Raw genomic sequence first — 20,280 nt, forward strand, 5'->3', positions numbered from 1 at the left:
TGGACGCGGGTTGTGTCCTGTGCAATACTTACCGTACTATATCGCTTTAGTAAAGGATGCCCGAGCACACCCGCTGAGGCTCCTGGCCACTTCGAAGGAGAATGCCCATGAAGATCCGATCGATTCTCGCCGCGGGTGCCGCGGCATCGGTCGTTCTCGTCCTTGCCGGTTGCACCGGTGCCGGCGCCCCCCAGAGCGGTGGCTCGGCGGACGGCGAGATCACAGGCGAGATCACGTTCCAGACGTGGTCGCTGAAGAACGACAAGTTCACCCCCTACTTCGAGAACGTGATCGACTCGTTCGAGAAGGAGCACGAGGGCGTCAAGGTCAAGTGGATCGACCAGCCGGCCGACGGCTACGAGGACAAGATCCTGCAGCAGGCAGAGTCCGGCGAACTTCCCGATGTCGTCAACCTGCCCCCGGAGTACGCGGCTGAGCTCGCCAAGGCCGGACAGCTGGTCGACCTGAAGAAGGACTCCAAGGTCATCGGCGACTACGTCGACGGCGGTCTCGCCGGTTACACCTACGACGGGCTCGAGGGCACCTACGGCTTCCCGTGGTACCTCGGCACCAACCTGAACTACTGGAACATGGAGCTGCTCGCCAAGGCCGGCATCACCGCACCGCCGGCGGACTTCTCCGCCACTCTCGACGCCGCAGACAAGCTCGCGGCCGAGGGTGTGCAGATGATGTCGGACATCCCCGACGTCAAGTCGCTGCAGTGGATGGTCACCGACATGGGCGACGAGTACCCCTTCCTCAAGGACGGCACGTTCCTCTTCGACACCCCTGAGGCCGAGGCGATCATCGAGCGCTACGCCGAGCTCTACAAGGCAGGTGGCGTCAGCCCCGAGGCGCTGCAGAACGCCGGCGCCGCGAACGCGAACGTCAACAACTTCAACAAGTCGACTGTCGCGTGGACCACGGCCGGCCCGAACTACATCGACAAGGACGTGGCGGTCAACGCCCCGAACCTGCTTCCGCATGTCAAGGTCAGCGGCGGCTTCGGCGACGCCCCGCTCTTCCTGCAGGGCATCAGCGTCGGCGCCACCAGCAAGAACCCGGCGACGGCCATGGCATTCGCCGAGTACGTCACCGACACGGCCAACCAGATCGAGTTCGTGAAGCTCGCAGCCGGCTTCTTCCCCGGCACCAAGGCAGCGAACGACGACCCCGAGGCATTCGCCGAGACCGCGCAGAACCCCGAGCAGGCTGAGGCGACGAAGTTCGCCGCGGCGCAGATGGACTCCGCTCGCACCCCGGGTGCCCCCGGCTTCTCCGAGGCGATGAACACCTACGCCAAGCAGCAGATCGCCCTCGCCGTGCGCGGCGACATCACGGCGAAGGAGGCCCTGACGAAGGGTCAGGACTACGCCAACGAGAACGCCACCGACTGATCGGTGATGCGGAGAGGGTGAGCAGATGAGACGACAGCGCTGGTACACGCCGTACCTGCTGGTACTGCCAGGTGTGATCTGGGTCGTGGTGTTCGCACTGTGGCCGTTCCTGAACACGGTGGTGCTCGCGTTCACGGATGCTCGCCCTCTCCGACCGGTCCAATTCGTGGGACTGGACAACTTCGCCAAGCTCGGCGGCGATGAGCGCTTCGGCTACGCACTGACCACGTCGCTCGTCTACGTTGCGGTGTGCGTGCCCCTGCTGACGTTCATCCCGCTGCTGCTGGCGCTGCTCGTGCACCGGAAGGTGCCGGGTATCGGCTTCTTCCGCACGACCTTCTACTTCCCGGTGATCGCTTCGGCCGTGGTGGTCGCCATCGTCTGGGAATTCCTGTTCTCCAGCACCGGAACGATCAACGCCGCACTGAAGTTCTTCGGGCTGGCCGACCGGCCGATCGAGTTCCTCTCGGACCGCTGGCTGCTGATCCTGTGCGCCATCGGCCTCACGGTGTGGAAGGGACTCGGCTACTACATGGTCGTGTACCTCGCCGCCCTCGGCAGCGTCGGGCGCGAGCTGCACGAGGCGGCCGCCATGGACGGAGCGGGCGCCTGGCGCCGGTTCTGGTCCGTCACCGTGCCCGGCGTCCGCGGACCGATGATGCTGGTCTCGGTGCTGATCTGCGTCGCCGCGATGCGCGTCTTCACCGAGCTCTACGTGCTCTCCGGCGGGTCCGGCGGGCCTGGTGGCCAATCGATGAGCATGGTGATGCTCATCCAGTCCATGGGCAAGGGGCTGAACGGCCAGATCGGCTACGCATCGGCGATCTCGATCGTGCTGTTCCTGCTCACCCTGGTGCCGCTGCTGATCGTCGGCATCGCCAACAACGGCGACATGATCCGCGAAATGGTGAACAACCGGCGTGCGCGTCGCGCGATGCGCGCCGCCAAGCGTGACGAGGAGGTCGCGGCATGAGCCTGATGGGATCCCGCGAGACGACGGGCCTGGTCGAGCAGACCGAGGAGAGCATCAAGAGGCGAGGCGGCGCCGCACGCGAACCGCGCCACAAGGAGAAGCCGTACCGCACCAAGGGATCGGTCGACATCCTGAAGCCCTCCCTCGGCGGCCTCATCGGCAAGTACGCGCTGATGATCGCGATCTTCGTCGTGATGGTCTTCCCGTTCGTATGGCAGCTCTCCACCTCGTTCAAGGGCGCGACCGAGAACATCTACGACTTCCCGCCCTCGCTCATCCCACAGGCGCCGACGTGGGACAACTACACCGAGGTGTTCCGCACGATCCCGGTGCTGGACTACGCCCGCAACTCGCTCGTGATCGCGGTCGGCACGGTGATCACCAACGTGATCTTCGCCACCCTCGGCGGCTACGCCCTCGGGTGCCTGAAGTTCCGCGGCAAGGGCATCATCATGGTGATCTTCTTCTCGACCCTGCTGCTGCCGGGCGAGGTCACCCTGACCAGCCAGTACCTGACGGTGAAGTCGCTCGGGCTCGCCAACACCCTGTGGGGCGTGTTCCTGCCAGGGGCGATCGCGGCGATCAACGTGCTGCTGATGACCGCTGCGTGCCGCATGATCCCGGCCGACACCCTGGATGCCGCGACCATCGACGGCGCGAACACCCTGCAGCGGCTCCGTCACATCGTGTGGCCGAACATCCGCGGGATGGTCTCGGTCGTCGCTCTGTTCGCCTTCATCGGCTCGTGGGACGAGTTCCTCTGGCCTCTGGTGGTGCTCTCGGACCCGGCCAACTACACGCTGACCGTCGGCATGGACTACCTGAACTCCACCTTCGGCGCGAACCCCCGTGTCATAGCCGCGGGCACGATGATCGCGCTCGTGCCGATCATCTTCCTCTTCGCCGTCCTGCAGAAACAGTTCTTCAAGGGCGTGGAAGAGGGCAGCGTCAAGGGATGACCGTCCGCTGGCTCGCCCTGCCGCAGCCGTCATCGGTGCAGCTGACCGACGATCGGTGGTCGCCCTCCGCCGTCGAGGTCGTCGTCGAGGACGACGGCTTCGCCGCGGAGGCGGCGAGACTGCGCGTCGAGCTCGCCGCCCTCGGCATCGAGCCGGGACAGGAGTCCCGCATCGTGCTGCGTCGCGCAGCGCCACAGGCCGCCTCGTCGGGCACGGCACTGGTTCCGGGGGGAGTCGCCGTTCCCGACGAGGCCTACGCGATCGACATCGCCGACCGGGTCGTCATCACCGCAGCATCCGACGTCGGCGTCTTCCGCGCCACCAGGCAGCTGCTGCACAATCTGAGCGCGCAGGGCTTCGTCCCACGCGGACAGGTCGCCGGCGCACCGGCCGTCGGCGAGCGCGGCATCCATGTCGATGCCGCGCGCAAGCACTATCCGGCGGACTGGATCATCGCGCTGCTGCACGATGCAGCAGACGTCGGGGTGAACGTGTTCCAGTGGCACTTCTCTGAGAACGAGGGGTTCCGCCTGGAGTCGCAGGCCTTTCCTGAGGTCGTCTCGGCCGAGCACATCACGCGCGCAGAGGCGGCGCAGATCATCGAGACAGCGCGGTCGCTGCACATCGATGTGGTCCCCTCGCTCGACATGCCCGGGCATCTGCGTCAGGTGCTCTCGGCGCATCCCGACCTGCGTCTGCCGCCTGGAACCGATCCGGAAGACCCCGCCGAAGCCGGGATCATCGGCACCGACCACGCCCTCGACATCACCCGCGACGAGTCAGTCGACTTCGCCTGCCGGCTGATCGACGACATGGTGGGCGTGTTCCCGCACAGCACGCGATGGAATCTCGGCGGCGACGAGTTCGTCGCGTTCGAGCGCATCGAGGACTATCCGGCGCTGACGGATGCCGCGCACGCGCGCTATGGCGAGAGCGGCACCGGGTTCGACCTGCTGACCGACTTCGTGAACAGGATCGCCGCGCACCTGCGCGGCCTCGGCCTGCAGCCGCGCGCATGGAACGACGGGATGCTGCGCAGCGAGATCGTGCAGCTCGACCCTGAGGTCGAGCTGACGTGGTGGACGAATTGGCACGCCGAGATGCGCCCAGTGTCGGATGCTGTCGCCGCCGGCCACCGGATCGTGAACGTCAACGATGCGCTGTTCTACTACGTGCTCGGCGAGAACGCCGGCTATCGCTATCCGTCTGCGCAGCGCATCTGGGAGGCCGACTGGCACCCGGGGCTGTTCCCCGCGCTGTGGGGTGCTGGCGGGCAGGCCACGCGGCGGCAGGAGCTCGTGGCCCCGTACCCCGACCTGCTGCTCGGCTGCTCGTTTGCGATCTGGTCCGACCGACCGGACGCTCAGACCGTCGAAGAGGCGGCAGCGGGCATCCGATCACCCCTTCGCGCGATGGCGGAGCGAGGCTGGAACGGCGGCAGCGCGCTGTCTCTCGACGAGTTCGTCGCGCTGGACGCGGCGATCGGCCAGACACGCGGCGAGTAGCCGCGACCGAACGCTGACACCCTCTGCTACGGTTCACTAAATCGCTATAGTTCCGGACCTCATCTCGTTCGGGATCGCGGCGATTCGATTCAAGAGATCCCCACTCGAAGAAGAGAGAAGTGACATGAAGAGAACGACAGCACTGGGCCTCGGTGCAGTCCTCACCGGCCTTGCGGCATTCAGCGTTGCACCCGCCATGGCCGAGGAGTCCCCAGCTCCCGTCGGCAACACGGCGCACTGCGAAGCCGAACCGCTGACGATGGCGTACTACCGCACCTGGCGCGATGTGACGGTGCCTCAGAACGCGAACTCGAACCTGCCCGACCCCAACGTCACGCGCATGAGCGACCTGCCCACCGAGATCGACGTGGCGATGGTGTTCGACGCCGGCGACACGGCCGACACCGACTACTGGGACACGTTGCGCGACGAGTACGTGCCGGCGCTGCACGCCCAGGGAACCCGCGCCGTCTACACGCTATGGATCGATGACCTGGCGAAGGCCGACATCCCGCTGACCGATGCCGCGTACCAGGAGTACGCCCAGGAGCTCGTCGACACCTACGTGACGCCCTACGGGCTGGACGGCATCGACGTCGACGTGGAGTCGTACCCCCGCGGCGACGACCTCACGCGTGCGATCGGCGTGTTCAACGCGCTTGGCGAGCTGATCGGGCCGAAGTCCGGCACCGACAAGCTCTTCATCTTCGACACGAACCAGACCGGCAGCACCGACCTGTTCGAGGCCGTCTCGAGCAATGTGTCCTTCGTGCTGCTGCAGGCGTACGGCCGCGACGTCACGCGGATGCAGTCGACGTGGAACACGTTCGCCGATGACATCGCGCCCTGCCAGTTCCTGCCCGGCTTCTCGTTCCCGGAAGAGCAGGATCGCACCCACTGGGGTGACGCCGAGGGTCTCTACGACCCGGCGACGGCTGCAGGCTTCACGGCGCACAAGTACGCGACCTGGCAGCCGGAGGTCGGCACCAAGGGCGGATTCTTCTCGTACGCCGTCGACCGCGACGGAAAGGTCTGGGGCGACAACACGATCACCCCGACCTCGTTCACGTGGATGAAGAACCTCGCCGCCGTGCAGGATGACGCCGCAGGCGTCGCACCGGATGCGCCCGAAGCGGCCCTCGCAGCGGATCGCGTGACCCTCAGCGGCATCGGCGCGCCCGGGGCCACGGTCGAGGTGTCGGTCGCAGGGCCGGGGCGCGTGCCCTCGGCAGCATCCACCACGGCCGCCGTGGACGGAAGCTGGACGATCGTCCTCGATCGCAAGCTCACCGTGCCGCAGACCGCCAGCGTCACTCAGAAGCTCGGCAACACCGGATCATCCGACGCGGTCGACGTGCGCTTCCGCCCGATGGATCGCTGACCGAGCCGAGATGTGAGAGCGGCGGGGTGGGACGCGGTCCCACCCCGCCGTCCTGCGCGGGCCGCGGGTGCCGCTGCACCCGAATAGACTCTCCAAGGCACGACCCGAGAGGATCACCATGACCGAGACACCGAAGAAGCACGTGGACTACAACCCGGGCCCGCGAGTGGGAATCACCTTCTCCACCTTCGATCTGCTGCACGCCGGGCACATCATGATGCTCGCCGAGGCGAAGCGGCAGTGCGACTACCTGATCTGCGGTCTGCAGATGGACCCCACGCTCGACCGCCCCGAGAAGAACGCTCCGACCCAGACGGTCGTCGAGCGCTACATCCAGCTGCGCGGCTGCGAGTACGTCGACGAGATCGTGCCGTACTCCACCGAACAGGACCTCGAGGACATCCTGCGCTCGTTCAAGCTCGACGTGCGCATCGTCGGCGACGAGTACGAAGATCGCGACTTCACCGGACGCGCGTACTGCGAAGAGGCCGGCATCGAGCTGTACTTCAACAGCCGCAACCACCGCTTCTCGAGCTCGGGCCTGCGCAAGATCGTCGCGGCGAAGGAAGCCGAGCGCCTCTCGCGCGGCTGACGCCCGAAACCGGCGTCACGACGCGTGCGTCGCGTTCGGTCGCACGACGCGACCCAGCGACCGTGCGTAATCCTCCTTGACGATGTCGAGGTGGGTCCAGCTCTCCAGCGCGCCCACCTCGGGGAGTGCGCGCAGCTCCTCGAGCACGGCCAGCACGCCGGCTGAGGACGAACCGGCGATCGTGGCGATGAAGTCGTAGACGCCGTGCGTCCGCGCCGCGAACTCGATCGCCCGCTGCTCGAGGATGTACTGGCGCACCGGCTCCGCGTCATCGCGGAGCGTCACGCCGACGCCGACCGCGAGCCGATTGCGCGAGAGTCCGCCGGAGGGGATGGCGGAGATGCGGATGACACCGGCATCGATGAGGCGGCGCACCCGTGCTCGGGCCGATGACGGTGACAGGTGAACTGTGTGGGCGAGTTCCTGGTAGCTGGCGCGCCCATCGCTCTGCAGCGCGGCGATCAGGCGCTCGTCGAGTTCGTCCAGCGTGATGTCAGTGCGTGACTCGGCGACGAAGAAGCCCTTGAGCACATCGGCGTAGGTCGTCACCTTCACCTGCTGCACGGCGGGGATCCGGCGCACCTGCTCCAGCATCGCGTGCAGCTGCCGGTCGTCGCCGTGGCGTGACTCGAACACGAGCGGCCGCGATCCGCTCACCAGCGACACGAACACCGCGTCGCTGATGTCCGCGATCTGCTCGGCCACAGGGCGGGCGGCGCCAGTCAGGCTCACCATGGCGTGAGTGAGCACGTGATGGCCGGCGAAGCCGGGGTCGAGTGCAGCGACGATCCTCAGCCCGCCGCGCTCGGTGAGCGAGCGCAGTCGAAGCGACACGAAGTCGCGAGGCGCATCCAGCAGCCGGGAGAGGTCTTGGATGCTGGTGCGACCATTCTCCTGGAGGGCGTGGATGAGCCTGCCGTCCAGATCGTCCACGTCGCGGTCGGGGCGCGCGGGGGAGCTGTCCAGGCTGATGGCATCCTCCAGTTGTCGACGGGGTGCGAATTCGCCGGATCTGCCGATCGGATGCTACAGATCGTCGGCATAGTGGCGCCTTGCACCCGTGAGTGAAGTCGTTTGGCGGAAACACTAGCGCAGATGTGCGGTCAACGGGGCGCTCGACGTGTGGATCTGCGTGCGGATCGGGCCTATAGTCGGCACATCCCCGACGCAGCAGCCGCCCATGGCTGCCCCACCCTGACAGAGCAAGGGAGCCCTGTATGACCACCTCCGCAGCCCAGCCGGTTGTGCATTCGCACCGCCGAGCCCTCCGGGCCGGCTTCGCAGCCCTGGCCGGCACCTCGATCGAGTGGTACGACTTCTACGTCTACGCGACGGCCGCCGCCATCGTCTTCCCCCAGGTGTTCTTCCCCGAGGTCGATCACGCACTGGGCACGCTCGCCTCGTTCGGCACCTATGCCGTGGCGTTCTTCATGCGTCCGCTCGGTGGCATCATCTTCGGCCACATCGGCGACAAGATCGGTCGCAAGCCCGCGCTCACCATCACCCTGCTGATCATGGGTGTCGCCACTGTGCTCGTCGGCTGTCTTCCCGACTACGCGACCTGGGGGCTGGCGGCACCGGTCCTGCTGATCATCCTGCGCATGGCGCAGGGCCTGGCCGTCGGCGGCGAGTGGGGCGGCGCGAGCCTGATGTCGGTGGAGAGCGCTCCGCCGAAGTACAAGGTGTTCTACGGCGGCTTCACGCAGCTCGGCAACCCGCTGGGTGCGCTGATGGCATCCGCCGCGTTCTGGATCCTGGCCGCGATGGGCGATGACGTGCTGCTCAGCTGGGGCTGGCGCGTGCCGTTCCTGTTCAGCATCGTGTTGATCGGCGTCGGTCTCTGGGTGCGCTTCCGCGTCGAGGAGACGCCGGTGTTCGAGCAGAAGATCGAGGGTCACAAGCAATCCACCCCGATCCTGTTCGCCCTGAAGAACAACTGGTGGCCGATGCTGCTCGGCTTCTGCATCGTGGCCATGTCCTCCGGCGGGTACGTCATCGCGACGACCTTCGTGCAGAACTTCGCGATCAGCCCAGAGGTCGGTCTCTCGGCCGCCATCATCCTGGGTGCGATGACGGTCGCCTCGTTCGTCGAGACGATCGTGACGCTGCCGCTGGCGCTGCTCGGCGACAAGTGGGGCGGCAAGTCGATCATCTACCTCGGCATCGTGCTGTCGTTCATCGTGTTCATCCCCCTCGTCTTCGTCATCCAGAACCACCAGGTCGGCATGATCTTCCTGCTGGTGTCGGTGCTGCGACTGACGCTCAGCGGTGCTTGGGCATCGCTCTCGACCGTGATGACGCAGATGTTCCGCCCACAGGCGCGATACACCTCGATGTCGCTGTCGTACGGCATCGGCGCAGCCGTCTGGGGCGGGCTGTCGCCGGCGATCGCGGCAGGGCTGCTGGTCGCGACCGGAAACTTCTGGTCCGTGGTCGGCTTCTTCGGGGTGCTCTCGGCGGTCGCCCTGTTCGGCGCGGTGTTCGCACCGCAGCATTCCGATGTCGCGCCCGTCACCGCATCCTTCGCCGCTCGCAAGGACACCACCACCATCCGCAACGTCCGGAGAAGCTGAAATGCGCCGACTGGCGACCTACGATTCGCGCGACGCCGTCGCGACGATCGTGACCGCAGAGAACATCCACACCGTCGATGAGCAGCATCCTCATGCCGAGGCGATGCTCACCGTCGGCGGGCGCATCCTGGCGGTGGGCTCTCTTGACGAGGTCGCGGCCGCGGCCGAGGCGGCGGGTCTTGACCCGGTGCGCAGCGACCACCCCGGCGCGACCATCGTCCCCGGTTTCGTCGACGCGCACGCGCACCCCCTGATGTACGGGCAGCTGCTGACCTGGGTGGACATCGGCCCCGATCTCGCCGCCTCGATCCCCGAGATCATCGAGCTCATGCGAGCACGTGCCGAGACCCTGGCGCCGGGCGCACCGCTGCGCGGCTACGGCTACGAACAGCGCAACCTGGCCGAGCGCCGCCATCCCACTCGGCAGGAGCTCGACCTGATCGCAACGGATCGCGAGGTGTACATCATGAACGCCTCCGGCCACGGCGGCGTCGTGAACTCCTACGCGCTGCAGAAGTACGGCATCACCCGCGACACCCCCAACCCCGACGGCGGCGAGTTCTTCCGCGACGCGGACGGCGAGCTGACCGGCGAGCTGTCGGATGCCGCATGCAACGTGCTCACCGGGCTGCACGGGGTGAAGGTCGGCCATCACGGCCCGAACTTCCACCTCGGCGACGAGCCCGCCGAGCATCAGCGCCAGCTCGACGCGGTGCAGCGCGAGTTCCTCGCCGGCGGTGTGACCACGATCGGCGACGCGCAGGTGTCGCAGCGTGAGTTCGCCGCCTACCTGGCGCTCGCCGACCGAGGGGCGCTCGACCTGCGAGTGTCGATGTACTTCCTCTCGCACCTGCTCGACCAGGCCATCGACCTCGGCCTGACCGGGCCGTTCGGCAACGCGTTCCTCTCGGCCGCCGGCATCAAGCTATACGCCGATGGCACACTCGGCGGCTGGACGGCGTACTTCCCAGAGGGCTATCGCGATGATCCCTGCCGCACCGGGCAGCTCTACCACTCGCCGGAGGAGTACACCCAGCTGGTGAGCAAGGCGCACCGAGCAGGCCTGCAGACCGCCACACACGCGCAGTCGCCCACCGCGATCAAGATGGTGGTGGATGCCATCGAGCAGGCACTCGGCGAGCGCCCGGACGCGGACGCACGGCACCGCATCGAGCACTGCGGTCTGCCCGATGCGGCTGAGATCCGGCGGATGGCCGAGCTCGGCATCCGTCCCGTGAACCAGACCCAGCACTACTACAACTGGGGTGAGGGAGTGGAGCAGGCCATCGGCACCCCCGGCGAGCGGTTCAACCCGCTCGGCGAGTTCCTCGAGGCCGGGGTGCCGGTCACGATCTCGTCGGATGCCCCTGTCGCAGAGCCCCGACCGCTCGAGGCGCTGCAGGCGGCGGTGACCAGGGTGACCCGTCGCGGGCACAAGCTGGGCCCTGACTCGCTGCGCATCAGCGCCGCGGATGCGCTGCGCGGGCACACGCTCGAGGGGGCCGCCTCGCTCGGCAGGGATCACGAGCTCGGCTCGCTGACCCCCGGCAAGCGCGCCGACTTCGTCGTGCTCGGCGCAGACCCGCTGGTGGTCGACGGGGAGAGCATCGCCGCCATTCCGGTGCTCGAGACCTGGGTCGACGGCAGTGTGAAATATCGGAGCCAGGAAGGATGACCGTCATGCAGACCGAGACCAGGCGCACCACCGGCTGGGTGATCATGGAGGCCCTGCGGGCCTACGGCATCGACACGGTGTTCGGCATCCCGGGCACCCACAACCTCGAGTTCTACCGGCCGCTGCCCGCTCTCGGCATCCGGCCCGTCACCACCCGGCACGAGCAGGGCGCCGGGTACGGGTCGGACGGCTGGTCGCTGCAGACCGGGCTGCCGGGGGTCGTCGTGACCACCAGCGGTCCCGGCCTGCTCAACGCGCTGTCGGCAGCGGGTACCGCCTACTGCGAGTCGCGGCCGATGATCATCCTCTCTCCCGGCCCTGCCCGCGGCAGCGAGTTCGCCGACGTCGGCACGCTGCACGAGACCAAGGACCAGCTCGCGGCAGCATCCGCCGTCGTGGAGTGGGGTCGTCGTGTCACCAGCGCCGCCGAAGCGGTCGCCGCGGTGCACGACGCATTCGCGCTGTTCGCGACCGGCCGCCCGCGTCCGGTCTACATCGAGGTCCCCCTCGACCTGCTCGAGGAAGAGGCCGTGGGACTCACCGCCGACGACCTGGCCGTGCGCGCGTTCCCGCCTGCCCCGGCCCCCGACTCGCAGGCGATCGCCGAGGCGGCGCGGCTGCTCGCAGCCGCGAGCGACCCTGTCATCCTCGCCGGCGGCGGCTCCCGCCGCGCCGGAGCCGCCCTGCGCGCGCTGGCCGAGCGGCTCGGTGCACCGGTGGTCACGACCGCGAACGCGAAGGGCGTGCTCGACGAGCACCACCCGCTCTCGCTCGGCTCCAACCTGCGTCTCGCCGCCGCCCGCAACCGTGCGCGCGACGCCGACGTGCTGCTGGTCGTCGGCTCGAAGCTCGGCGAGGCCGAGCTCTGGGTGGACCGGCTGGATGCCGGCGGCACCGTCATCCGCATCGACCTGCTCGCCTCGCAGATCGATAAGAACCAGCACGCTGACATCGGGATCGTCGGCGACGCCGCATCCGCCCTCGCAGCCCTCCTGACGGAACTCGGCGACGGCGCACCGCGGGCAGACGCCCGCGTCGCCGAGACCCTCGACGCCGTGCGCGCCGAGACCCACGAGCTGTCGCCGGCGAACGCGGCGCTCGCCGCGGTCATCGCCGACGCGCTGCCCGCAGACGCCGTCGTCGCCACTGACTCGTCGCAGATTGCCTACTGGGGTCTGATGAACGTGCTGCGGGTGTCGAAGCCGAACTCGATGCCGTACATGGCGACCTACGCCACGCTCGGCTACGGGCTGCCGGCCGCCCTCGGCGCTCGCATCGCCGACGACACGCGTCCGGCCTTCGTCGTCACCGGCGACGGAGCGCTGATGTTCTCGATGCAGGAGATGATCACGGTCGTCGAGCAGCAACTCGATGTCACCGTGATCGTCGTCGACAACGGCGGGTACGCCGAGATCAAGCAGAACGAGGCGGATGCCGGCATCGCACCGATCGGCGTCGATCTCGTCCAGCCCGACTGGGCTGCGCTCGGCACCGCGTTCGGAGGCGCCGGCCGTCGCGTCGGCTCGGCTGCCGAGCTCGCCGACGCCGTGCAGGGCGCCGTCGCGGACGGCGGCCTGCAGATCGTCCACATCGACCAGTCGACGTTCGCCCTCTGAGACAGGAACCTCCATGAGCAGCACACCCATCGGGCCAGCTGACGCCTCGAAGACCCCCAGATACGCGGGTCTGTCCACGTTCGCCCGGCTGCCCCGCATCGAGGACGTCGGCGAGACGGACATCGCCGTGGTCGGCATCCCATTCGACAGCGGCGTCAGCTTTCGCCCCGGCGCCCGGTTCGGACCAGAGCACGTGCGCGCCTCAAGCCGTCTGCTGCGCCCGTACAACCCGGCGCAGGACTTCGCCGGCTGGGAGGCGGTGCAGATGGCGGATGCCGGTGACATCGCCGCGAACCCGTTCAACATCCACACCGCCGTCGACCAGATCGCCGAGGCCGCGACCGAACTGGGGGAGCGCGTCGACAGGATCCTCACGATCGGCGGCGACCACACCATCGCCTACCCGCTGCTGAAGGCCATCAGCGCCAAGCACGGCCCGGTCGCGGTGGTGCACTTCGACGCCCACCTCGACACCTGGGACACGTACTTCGACGAGCCGATCACGCACGGCACGCCCTTCCGACGCGCGTCCGAGGACGGCTTCATCGACCGCACGGCGTCGATGCACGTCGGCACCCGCGGCCCGCTGTACGGAAAGAGCGACCTCGAGGACGACGAACGGCTCGGCTTCTCGATCATCACGAGCGAGTTCATCGAGGAGCACGGCGTGCCCGCCGCGATGGAACGGCTGCGGCAGCGGATCGGCGACCGGCCCCTGTACCTGTCTGTCGACATCGACGTGCTCGATCCGGCGCACGCGCCGGGCACAGGCACGCCGGAGGCGGGCGGTCTCACCAGCAGGGAGCTGCTGCGGATCATCCGCGGCCTCGCTGACCTGAACATGGTCGGCGCCGACGTCGTCGAGGTCGCGCCCGCCTATGACCACGCCCAGATCACCGGTATCGCCGCCAGCCATGTCGCCTACGAGATCCTCACCGCGATGGCACGTGCGATCGTCCGCGGACGCGGCGAATGAGTTTCAGGACGGACGACAAGATGAACACCGCACGACCACTCGCCGTCTACACGGACGTCGACGACACAGACCCCGGCCCGGGCATCGCGCTGCTGGAAGCGCACGGCTTCGAGGTGCGGGTGCTCGGCACCCGCGATCCCCACGAGATCGTCGCGGGCGCCCGCGATGCCGTGGCGCTGCTGCCCGGCTACGCCTCGGTCACTCGCGAGATGATCGCAGAGCTGCCGAACCTCGAGGTCATCGCGCTGATGTCGATGGGCTTCGACTATGTCGACGTCGAGGCCGCCGCCGAGCATGGCGTCTGGGTGACGAACGTGCCAGGGGCGGCGACCGAGGAAGTCGCCACCCACGCCCTGGCGATCATGCTGCACAGCATCCGCCAGCTGCGCTTCTACCTCGCCAGCGCGACCCCATCCGGTTGGAACGAGCGCGCGCCGAAGGCGCCGCCGCGGCTCAGCGAGCAGACCCTCGGCATCATCGGTCTCGGCCGCATCGGGCGCGAGCTCGCGCGGCAGGCCGGACCCCTGTTCGGGCGCGTGCTCGGCTACGACCCGCTGATGCCCGATACCGCAGAGGTGCGCGCCGACCTCGAGCGACTCGGGGTGCAGAGCGCGGGCCTCGACGAAGTGCGCGGTGCCGCCGACGTGCTCTCGCTGCACCTTCCGCTCACACCGCAGACCGAGCGCATGGTCGACGCGGCGTTCCTTTCCGGGATGCCGGCGGGGGCGCTCCTCGTGAACGTGTCGCGCGGGGCGCTCATCGACGAGCATGCCCTGGCGGCATCACTCGACGCCGGACACCTCGGCGGAGCCGCCCTGGACGTGCTCTCCGCCGAGCCGCCGCAGCCCGGGCATCCACTGCTGGGCAGGGACGACGTCGTGCTCACGCCGCACATCGCCTACTTCTCGGAACGCACCGAGATCGAGTACGTGCGCATCCAGGCGCAGAACGCCGTGACCCTGCGCGAGACCGGTTCACCCGAGTCGCCGGTGAACCGGCCGGCACCCCGCAACTGAGCACCGCGCAAATGAACACACAGCAAGAGGGGAACTCCGTGGCACACCTGACCGACGAGGCCAAGCAGACCGCCCGCACCTGGATCGACGAGCACCTGGTGCAGCTCACCGAGTGGCACACCCGCATCTGGGAGCTCGCCGAGCCGGCGTGGCGGGAGTACCGCTCGCAGGCCTGGTACGTCGAGCGGCTGCGCGCCGAGGGGTTCGAGGTCGAAGACGGCTCTGCCGGCATGCCCACCGCGTTCAGCGCGGTCTGGAGCAACGGCGACGGACCGACCCTGCTGACCTACGCCGAATACGATGCGGTGCCTGGCAACAACCAGGCCGCGACCACCACGGAGTCGCCGCGCGACGGACTCAGCCGGTTCGCCCCCGGTCACACCGATCCGCACTCCGTGCTCGGCATCTCGACTCTCGCCGGGGTGCTCGGCACCAAGCACGCCATGCAGCAGCACGGCATCGTTGGGACGCTGAAGTACACCGGTGAGCCGGCCGAGAAGATGCACGGCTCCAAGGTCGTGCACGGCCTGCGCGGCTACTACGACGGCGTCGACGCCATCGTGTCGTTCCACCCGTTCTACATGCTGCCGCTGTGCAACACCGCGCGCTGGGACACCCAGTGCGGCGCGTACTACAGCAAGGTGTACACCTTCGTCTGCGATCACCCCGAGACGTGGCAGATCTCCAGTGCTGACCCGAACTCGCCGATCCCGGCGTCGCACTCGGCGGCGCGGGCGCCGGGGGCGAACGTGGCGCTGACGCAGATGTACACCGCGTCGCGCACCATGCTCGACTCGATGCTGCCGGCGACCGGTGGGTGGAGCTTCTCCGACGCGATCCTCAGCGATGGCCAGGCGACAGCAGACAACCTGCCGCACCGGGTGGCCCGCCTGCAGTTCTCGTGGCGCACTCCCGACGTCGAGATGGCCGAGCACATCCTCGCGGTGCTCGACCGCAACGCGACGGCGGCCGCGATGATGGCGCACTGCGACCTCGAAGAGCGGTGGGTGGCGCGAAGCCGACCCGGTCGCACCAATCACGTCATGGCCGAGACGCTCTACGCCAACCTCGAGACGGTCGGCGCTCCCGTGTACGGTCCGGATGCCGTGGCGATCGCGCAGGACATCCAGCGCACCCTCGGATTCGAGCCGAGTGCGAAGCCGTTCCTGGCAGAGACCGAGCAGCTCATCGCCCCGCAGGAGGCGGAGCGGATCCTGCGCGAGCACATGCCGGCCTGGCAGCGCAACTGGACCAGCGATGACTACGTCGAGATGTCGCACTACGCGCCGCTGGTGCGCTTCTACGTGTCCAGGCCCGCGCTGCAGTCGGTGCCGGATGCTGGGCCGTACCCGGCCTGGGTGATGAACGCACTCGGGGGCATCCCCGAGACGATCGCACCGACGATCCTGACGGCCGGCAAGACCATCGCCGGCACGTTCCTCGACCTGCTCACCTCTCCTGAGACCCTCGCCGCAGCCCGCGCTGAGTTCGTCGAGCGCACTGAGGCAGATCCGATGCCGGCCCTGCTGCCGACCGACTTCGCGGCGCCCATCGACCTGCCGTGGCCCGACTACGCCGGCACGGAAGAGCACCGGCGCTGGTAGCGGCGTCAGGCGTCGTCCGTGGCGACGCGGATCGCGGGAACGCTTCGCGCCTTTGGGGTCATCATCCGGTGACGGTCAGTTCGGCCTGCTCGCTGCCGCCGGCCTCGCTCCACGCGAGAGAGCGGGTGAGGATGTCGCGCAGCACCTCGAGATCGACCTGCTCCAGATCCTTGATGTACAGGCATCCGACGCCCGTCGTGTGCGGACCGAGACGGGCCAGATCGTCCGCGTACTCCGCGGTGGACTCCAGGTAGATGGTCGAGGCCGTCTTGCGCGGCGCGAACGCCAGCAGCGGCATGTCGCCCTCGGTGCCGGTCGGGTAGCGGTAGTGGCAGCTGCCGAACCCGACGATCGTGCCCCACAGCACTGGTTCGCGGCCGGAGACGTCCTGCAGCAGGGCGGTCAGCGTCTCAGCATCCCGCTGCCTGCGAGCCGGCGTGACGGCGGCGAGGAAGCCGCCGACGCTGCCCCCGGTGGGCTTCACTGCTTCACTGCCTTCGCCGCGGCCTTCATGGCCTTCTTGTGCTCGCGCACCTTGGTCAGCGACTCGGGCGAGACGATGTCGGCGACGCTGCGGTAGGAGTCCTGCTCGCCGTAGGGGGCGGATGCCTCGCGCCAGCCCGCACCGTTGAACCCGTACTGCTTGCCGAGCAGCGCGAGGAAGATCTTCGCCTTCTGCTCGCCGAAGCCCGGCAGCTTCTTCAGGCGCTTCAGCACCTCGGGCCCGTCAGGGTCGTCGCGCGTCCACAGTGCATCAGCGTCGCCGTCCCAGTCATCGACCAGGGTCTGGCACAGCGTCTGCACCCGAGTGGCCATCGAACCGGGGAAGCGGTGCACAGCCGGTGTCTGCTTGAAGGCTTCGAGGAAGGCGTCCGGATCCATGGCGGCGATGGCACTGGCATCCGACGCTCCGGTGCGCTGCTCGATCTTGAGTGGACCCGCGAACGCGGTCTCCATGGGCACCTGCTGGTCGAGCAGCATGCCCACCAGCAGCGCCAGCGGGTTGTCGGTCAGCAGGGTGTCGGCGGCGGTGTCTCCGGTGATGTGAAGGGCCATGCGTCCAGTGTCGCATCGAGCGGGGTGGCGCGGGGATGCTCGCGCGGATGAGACAGCATCCGACGCGGAGAACAGCGCCTGACGCGGACAGAATCCGTGGATTCATCCGCGTCAAGCGCCGTTCTCCGCGCGAAGCGCACGCCGCTCAGGCGGCGAGTGCCGCCTTCTCAGGAGCGGATGCCACTGGCGCCGCGCCGCGGACGAAGAAGCTCCCGACGACGGCGATCAAAGACAGTGCGGCGCCGACAGTGAAGGCGAACGACACGCCGTGTGCCTGGGCGGCGACGTCGGCCACGCCGGAACCCGCCGCCTGCGCGGTGCCGAACGCCAGCACGCTGACGAAGAGAGTCGTCCCGATCGCTCCGGCCACCTGCTGCACGGTGCCGACGATCGCCGACCCGTGCGAATACAGGCTGGGTCCGAGCGAACCCAGGGCCGAGGTCATCAGCGGGGTCATCATGAACGAGACTCCGAGTGAGATGCCCACCAGAGCCAGTGCGGCGACCGCCGGCGGCGTCTGCTCATCGACGAAGGTCATCGCCCACAGCACCGCCGAGACGAAGATCGCCCCAGGGATCACCAGCGGACGCGGTCCGTACTTGTCGAACAGGCGGCCGACGAGCGGTGCGACGACCCCCATCACCAGCCCGCCGGGCAGCAGCAGGAGCCCGGTCGTGGCGGCGTCGACGCGCAGCACGTTCTGCAGGTAGAGCGGCAGCAGGATGATGGCTCCGAACATGGCTGCCATCATCACGACGATGAGGCCGGCTGCGAGCGAGAACGAGCGCGAGCGGAAGGTGCGCAGATCGAGCAGAGCCCGTTCGGTGCGCTGCAGTGCGATCTGACGCCACACGAACATCGCCAGACCGATAACTCCGGCCAGCAGTGCGACGATGCCAGCCGTGACTGGGGCCTCAGGGCCGCCGCCCACAGTGCTGATGCCGTACACGAGTCCGCCGAAGCCGATCGCGGCCAGCGGCAGTGACGGCACGTCCAGTGGTGTCCTGCTGCGCTCGCCGACGTTCTTCAGCAGCAGTGCGCCGACGGCCGCCATGATGATCGCGACGGGGAGGATCGTCCAGAACAGGAAGTGCCACGACAGCGTGCTCAGGATGAATCCCGACAGTGCAGGGCCGAGCGCGGGTGCGACGGCCATCACGATCGTGATTCGGCCCATGAAGCGACCGCGCTCGTGCGCCGGCACGACGTTCATGATCGTCGTCATCAGCAGCGGCATCATCATCGCGGTGCCGACGGCCTGCACGACACGGGCGAACAGCAGCACCGAGAAGTCCGGTGCGAGCGCACCGATCACGGTACCGATCGTGAACGCCGTCATCGCGAACAGGAATACCTGCCGGGTGGTGAATCGCTGCAGCACCCATCCTGTGGTGGGGATGACGACCGCCATGGTCAGCATGAACGCCGTCGTCGTCCACTGTGCGGTGGAGAGCGTGATGTCGAGGTCGGCGACGAGGTGCGGAAGGGCGACGCTCATCACGGTCTCGTTGAGCATCGTCACGAACGCGGCTCCGAGCAGCAGCCAGATCACGCCGGTGCCGCGGTTCGCGCGCTTCGGCGCCGTGGTGGTCATGGTGGTTCCGGTCATGATGCTCACGCCCCGATCAAGCGCAGCACGACGATCGCCAGCGCGACGAGCATCATCACCAGGTTGGGGGTGAAGGACTCGTTGTGCTTGCGGTGGGCGAAGATCGCGAGGAACTGGATGATCGCGATGCCCAGGGCCGCGAGCGGAGTGAGGAAGGTCAGGGTGCCGGTCAGCGCGGGCAGGATCAGCCCGACGGCGGCGGTGACCTCGGCGATGCCGATCCAGCGCACTTGAGCGGCGCTGTAGTCGTCGAGGGTCGGCATGGGGCGCTTCCCGCCGTGCGGCTGAATGATCTTCATGCTTCCGGCCATGAGGTTGGCGAGTGCGAGGAGGCCGGAGAGCGTCCAGGTGATGATCGTGAGTACGAGCATGAGGGTGAGAGCCTTTCCGAGTTACCTTTCGTAACTGATGTACGATGGGTAAGTATTCCCGATGGGGTGTCAGGAAAAGCAATGTCACCGAGGCACACGCATGTGACCAATGGGGCAGCGAAGGAGTCGAAGATGGTGATCGAGAGCGGCGGGATCCACGAACCGCGCATGCATGAGATCTGCGGTCATGATCCGGCCGAGGCCGAGGTCTTCCGCTCGATCCTGTCTCGCATCGGCGACAAGTGGAGCATGATGCTCATCGGCATGCTTCACGAGGGCCCGCGACGCTTCACCGAGCTCAAGAACATGACGCCGGGGATCTCCGCACGCATGCTGACGCACACCCTGCGTCAGCTCGAGCGCGACGGTCTGGTCGAGCGCGAGATGTTCGCCGAGATCCCGCCGCGTGTCGAGTACCGTTCGACACCGCTCGGCAAGAGTCTCGCCGAGCCCGTGCTCGCAGTCGCCGAATGGGCCTCTGCCAACCAGGCCGGGATCAGCGAGAACCGCGACCGATACGACGCCGCGCTCTAGTTGATGATCTCACCGCGGTTCGCCGCGACCTCGGCGAGGCGATCGCGCCACGTCTGCAGCGCCTCCGGCGTCAGCCTGGTCCAGTCGTGCACCTCGGCGACGACCCGCAGCGGCTCTCTGCTGCGATAGGAGCGGGTGGGGTTGCCGGGGAACTTCTTGTCGGTGACGTTCGGGTCGTTCTCGAACTCACCGGTCGGCTCGACCAGATACACGTGCGGGTCGCCGTCGCCCGCCGCGAGCTCTGCTGCGAGCCCCGCACCGTCGCGCAGCGCGGTGAAGTAGATGTGGTTCATCAGGATCTCGGGTCGATAGTTCGACGGGAATCCGGCCGTGAACAGGCCCCCGACCTGCAGTGCGGCTTTCGTGCCGTGGAAGAACGGGCCCTCATCCAGGATCTCGGTCATCGTTCCAGTGTCGCGCGCGCCGCGTCTGCGCGCGAGCGG

Annotated in this window: 19 protein-coding genes; 13 read left to right on the forward strand and 6 right to left on the reverse strand. The window is 67.9% G+C overall.

The window, feature by feature from the left end; translation table 11 throughout:
• Positions 1-107: 107 nt before the first annotated feature.
• From MNR00_RS01645 to MNR00_RS01670, 6 genes are all read left to right on the forward strand, one after another.
• Positions 108-1,397 carry an extracellular solute-binding protein gene (locus MNR00_RS01645; RefSeq protein ID WP_241927437.1) on the forward strand — a complete coding sequence of 430 codons (1,290 nt, stop codon included), beginning with the start codon at positions 108-110 and terminating at the stop codon, positions 1,395-1,397.
• 25 nt (positions 1,398-1,422) lie between these two features.
• A complete protein-coding gene (locus tag MNR00_RS01650; protein ID WP_241927438.1) occupies positions 1,423-2,370 on the forward strand; it encodes a sugar ABC transporter permease in 948 nt (315 codons plus the stop codon).
• Positions 2,367-3,329: a carbohydrate ABC transporter permease gene (locus tag MNR00_RS01655; protein ID WP_241927439.1), complete on the forward strand. Its 963-nt coding sequence runs from the start codon at positions 2,367-2,369 to the stop codon at positions 3,327-3,329. The genes MNR00_RS01650 and MNR00_RS01655 overlap by 4 nt, the downstream gene beginning before the upstream one ends.
• The gene (locus MNR00_RS01660; RefSeq protein ID WP_241927440.1) at positions 3,326-4,834 is read left to right on the forward strand and encodes a family 20 glycosylhydrolase; all 1,509 of its coding nucleotides are present in this window, start codon (positions 3,326-3,328) and stop codon (positions 4,832-4,834) included. The genes MNR00_RS01655 and MNR00_RS01660 overlap by 4 nt, the downstream gene beginning before the upstream one ends.
• Before the next feature lie 124 nt (positions 4,835-4,958).
• On the forward strand, positions 4,959-6,215 hold the full coding sequence (locus MNR00_RS01665) for an Ig-like domain-containing protein (protein WP_241927441.1): 1,257 nt from the start codon (positions 4,959-4,961) through the stop codon (positions 6,213-6,215).
• A gap of 118 nt (positions 6,216-6,333) precedes the next feature.
• Entirely contained in the window at positions 6,334-6,807 is a 474-nt protein-coding gene (locus MNR00_RS01670; RefSeq protein WP_241927442.1) for an adenylyltransferase/cytidyltransferase family protein, read from the forward strand.
• A 15-nt stretch (positions 6,808-6,822) separates the two neighbouring features.
• Here the strand turns inward: MNR00_RS01670 and MNR00_RS01675 are convergent, their stop codons facing one another.
• A complete protein-coding gene (locus tag MNR00_RS01675; RefSeq protein ID WP_241927443.1) occupies positions 6,823-7,740 on the reverse strand; it encodes an Lrp/AsnC family transcriptional regulator in 918 nt (305 codons plus the stop codon).
• 284 nt (positions 7,741-8,024) lie between these two features.
• Between MNR00_RS01675 and MNR00_RS01680 the strand changes: the two genes are divergently transcribed.
• From MNR00_RS01680 to MNR00_RS01705, 6 genes are read left to right on the forward strand one after another with little or no spacing between them, the layout of a single operon-like run.
• On the forward strand, positions 8,025-9,380 hold the full coding sequence (locus tag MNR00_RS01680; RefSeq protein WP_241927444.1) for an MFS transporter: 1,356 nt from the start codon (positions 8,025-8,027) through the stop codon (positions 9,378-9,380).
• Position 9,381: 1 nt separating this feature from the next.
• Positions 9,382-11,055 carry an amidohydrolase gene (locus MNR00_RS01685; protein ID WP_241927445.1) on the forward strand — a complete coding sequence of 558 codons (1,674 nt, stop codon included), beginning with the start codon at positions 9,382-9,384 and terminating at the stop codon, positions 11,053-11,055.
• Positions 11,052-12,671 (forward strand): thiamine pyrophosphate-dependent enzyme, encoded by a 1,620-nt coding sequence (locus tag MNR00_RS01690; protein ID WP_241927446.1) that lies wholly within the window; start codon positions 11,052-11,054, stop codon positions 12,669-12,671. Before MNR00_RS01685 ends, MNR00_RS01690 begins: the two co-directional genes overlap by 4 nt.
• A gap of 13 nt (positions 12,672-12,684) precedes the next feature.
• Positions 12,685-13,647 carry an agmatinase gene (gene speB / locus MNR00_RS01695; RefSeq protein WP_241927447.1) on the forward strand — a complete coding sequence of 321 codons (963 nt, stop codon included), beginning with the start codon at positions 12,685-12,687 and terminating at the stop codon, positions 13,645-13,647.
• 20 nt (positions 13,648-13,667) lie between these two features.
• A complete protein-coding gene (locus MNR00_RS01700) occupies positions 13,668-14,663 on the forward strand; it encodes a C-terminal binding protein (RefSeq protein ID WP_241927448.1) in 996 nt (331 codons plus the stop codon).
• 38 nt (positions 14,664-14,701) lie between these two features.
• Entirely contained in the window at positions 14,702-16,267 is a 1,566-nt protein-coding gene (locus MNR00_RS01705) for an amidohydrolase (protein ID WP_241927449.1), read from the forward strand.
• Between the two features lie 61 nt (positions 16,268-16,328).
• On the opposite strand, the gene MNR00_RS01710 is transcribed toward MNR00_RS01705, so the two are convergent.
• From MNR00_RS01710 to MNR00_RS01725, 4 genes are all read right to left on the reverse strand, one after another.
• Positions 16,329-16,751 carry a DUF1801 domain-containing protein gene (locus MNR00_RS01710; protein ID WP_241927450.1) on the reverse strand — a complete coding sequence of 141 codons (423 nt, stop codon included), beginning with the start codon at positions 16,749-16,751 and terminating at the stop codon, positions 16,329-16,331.
• A complete protein-coding gene (locus MNR00_RS01715; protein WP_241927451.1) occupies positions 16,748-17,323 on the reverse strand; it encodes an HhH-GPD-type base excision DNA repair protein in 576 nt (191 codons plus the stop codon). Before MNR00_RS01715 ends, MNR00_RS01710 begins: the two co-directional genes overlap by 4 nt.
• Before the next feature lie 145 nt (positions 17,324-17,468).
• The gene (locus MNR00_RS01720; protein WP_241927452.1) at positions 17,469-18,932 is read right to left on the reverse strand and encodes an MDR family MFS transporter; all 1,464 of its coding nucleotides are present in this window, start codon (positions 18,930-18,932) and stop codon (positions 17,469-17,471) included.
• A gap of 5 nt (positions 18,933-18,937) precedes the next feature.
• Positions 18,938-19,303, reverse strand: coding sequence for a DoxX family protein (locus MNR00_RS01725; RefSeq protein ID WP_241927453.1), 366 nt, complete (start codon positions 19,301-19,303; stop codon positions 18,938-18,940).
• A 132-nt stretch (positions 19,304-19,435) separates the two neighbouring features.
• Here MNR00_RS01725 and MNR00_RS01730 point away from each other — a divergent pair, with 132 nt between their 5' ends.
• Positions 19,436-19,837, forward strand: a complete 402-nt coding sequence (locus MNR00_RS01730) for a winged helix-turn-helix transcriptional regulator (protein WP_241927454.1) — start codon at positions 19,436-19,438, stop codon at positions 19,835-19,837.
• Here the strand turns inward: MNR00_RS01730 and arr are convergent.
• Entirely contained in the window at positions 19,834-20,241 is a 408-nt protein-coding gene (gene arr, locus MNR00_RS01735) for an NAD(+)--rifampin ADP-ribosyltransferase (RefSeq protein ID WP_241927455.1), read from the reverse strand. The two genes, MNR00_RS01730 and arr, sit on opposite strands and share 4 nt — an antisense overlap.
• Positions 20,242-20,280 lie beyond the last annotated feature (39 nt).

The organism is Microbacterium sp. H1-D42 (genome assembly GCF_022637555.1).
Lineage (GTDB): Bacteria > Actinomycetota > Actinomycetes > Actinomycetales > Microbacteriaceae > Microbacterium.

Excerpts from the sequence above, each read along its gene's own strand:
- MNR00_RS01645 (WP_241927437.1), top strand. The coding sequence starts at position 108 with ATGAAGATCCGATCGATTCTCGCCGCGGGTGCCGCGGCATCGGTCGTT.
- MNR00_RS01650 (WP_241927438.1), top strand. The coding sequence starts at position 1,423 with ATGAGACGACAGCGCTGGTACACGCCGTACCTGCTGGTACTGCCAGGT.
- MNR00_RS01655 (WP_241927439.1), top strand. The coding sequence starts at position 2,367 with ATGAGCCTGATGGGATCCCGCGAGACGACGGGCCTGGTCGAGCAGACC.
- MNR00_RS01660 (WP_241927440.1), top strand. The coding sequence starts at position 3,326 with ATGACCGTCCGCTGGCTCGCCCTGCCGCAGCCGTCATCGGTGCAGCTG.
- MNR00_RS01665 (WP_241927441.1), top strand. The coding sequence starts at position 4,959 with ATGAAGAGAACGACAGCACTGGGCCTCGGTGCAGTCCTCACCGGCCTT.
- MNR00_RS01670 (WP_241927442.1), top strand. The coding sequence starts at position 6,334 with ATGACCGAGACACCGAAGAAGCACGTGGACTACAACCCGGGCCCGCGA.
- MNR00_RS01680 (WP_241927444.1), top strand. The coding sequence starts at position 8,025 with ATGACCACCTCCGCAGCCCAGCCGGTTGTGCATTCGCACCGCCGAGCC.
- MNR00_RS01685 (WP_241927445.1), top strand. The coding sequence starts at position 9,382 with ATGCGCCGACTGGCGACCTACGATTCGCGCGACGCCGTCGCGACGATC.
- MNR00_RS01690 (WP_241927446.1), top strand. The coding sequence starts at position 11,052 with ATGACCGTCATGCAGACCGAGACCAGGCGCACCACCGGCTGGGTGATC.
- speB (WP_241927447.1), top strand. The coding sequence starts at position 12,685 with ATGAGCAGCACACCCATCGGGCCAGCTGACGCCTCGAAGACCCCCAGA.
- MNR00_RS01700 (WP_241927448.1), top strand. The coding sequence starts at position 13,668 with ATGAACACCGCACGACCACTCGCCGTCTACACGGACGTCGACGACACA.
- MNR00_RS01715 (WP_241927451.1), bottom strand. The coding sequence starts at position 17,323 with ATGGCCCTTCACATCACCGGAGACACCGCCGCCGACACCCTGCTGACC.
- MNR00_RS01720 (WP_241927452.1), bottom strand. The coding sequence starts at position 18,932 with ATGACCGGAACCACCATGACCACCACGGCGCCGAAGCGCGCGAACCGC.
- MNR00_RS01725 (WP_241927453.1), bottom strand. The coding sequence starts at position 19,303 with ATGCTCGTACTCACGATCATCACCTGGACGCTCTCCGGCCTCCTCGCA.
- MNR00_RS01730 (WP_241927454.1), top strand. The coding sequence starts at position 19,436 with ATGGTGATCGAGAGCGGCGGGATCCACGAACCGCGCATGCATGAGATC.
- arr (WP_241927455.1), bottom strand. The coding sequence starts at position 20,241 with ATGACCGAGATCCTGGATGAGGGCCCGTTCTTCCACGGCACGAAAGCC.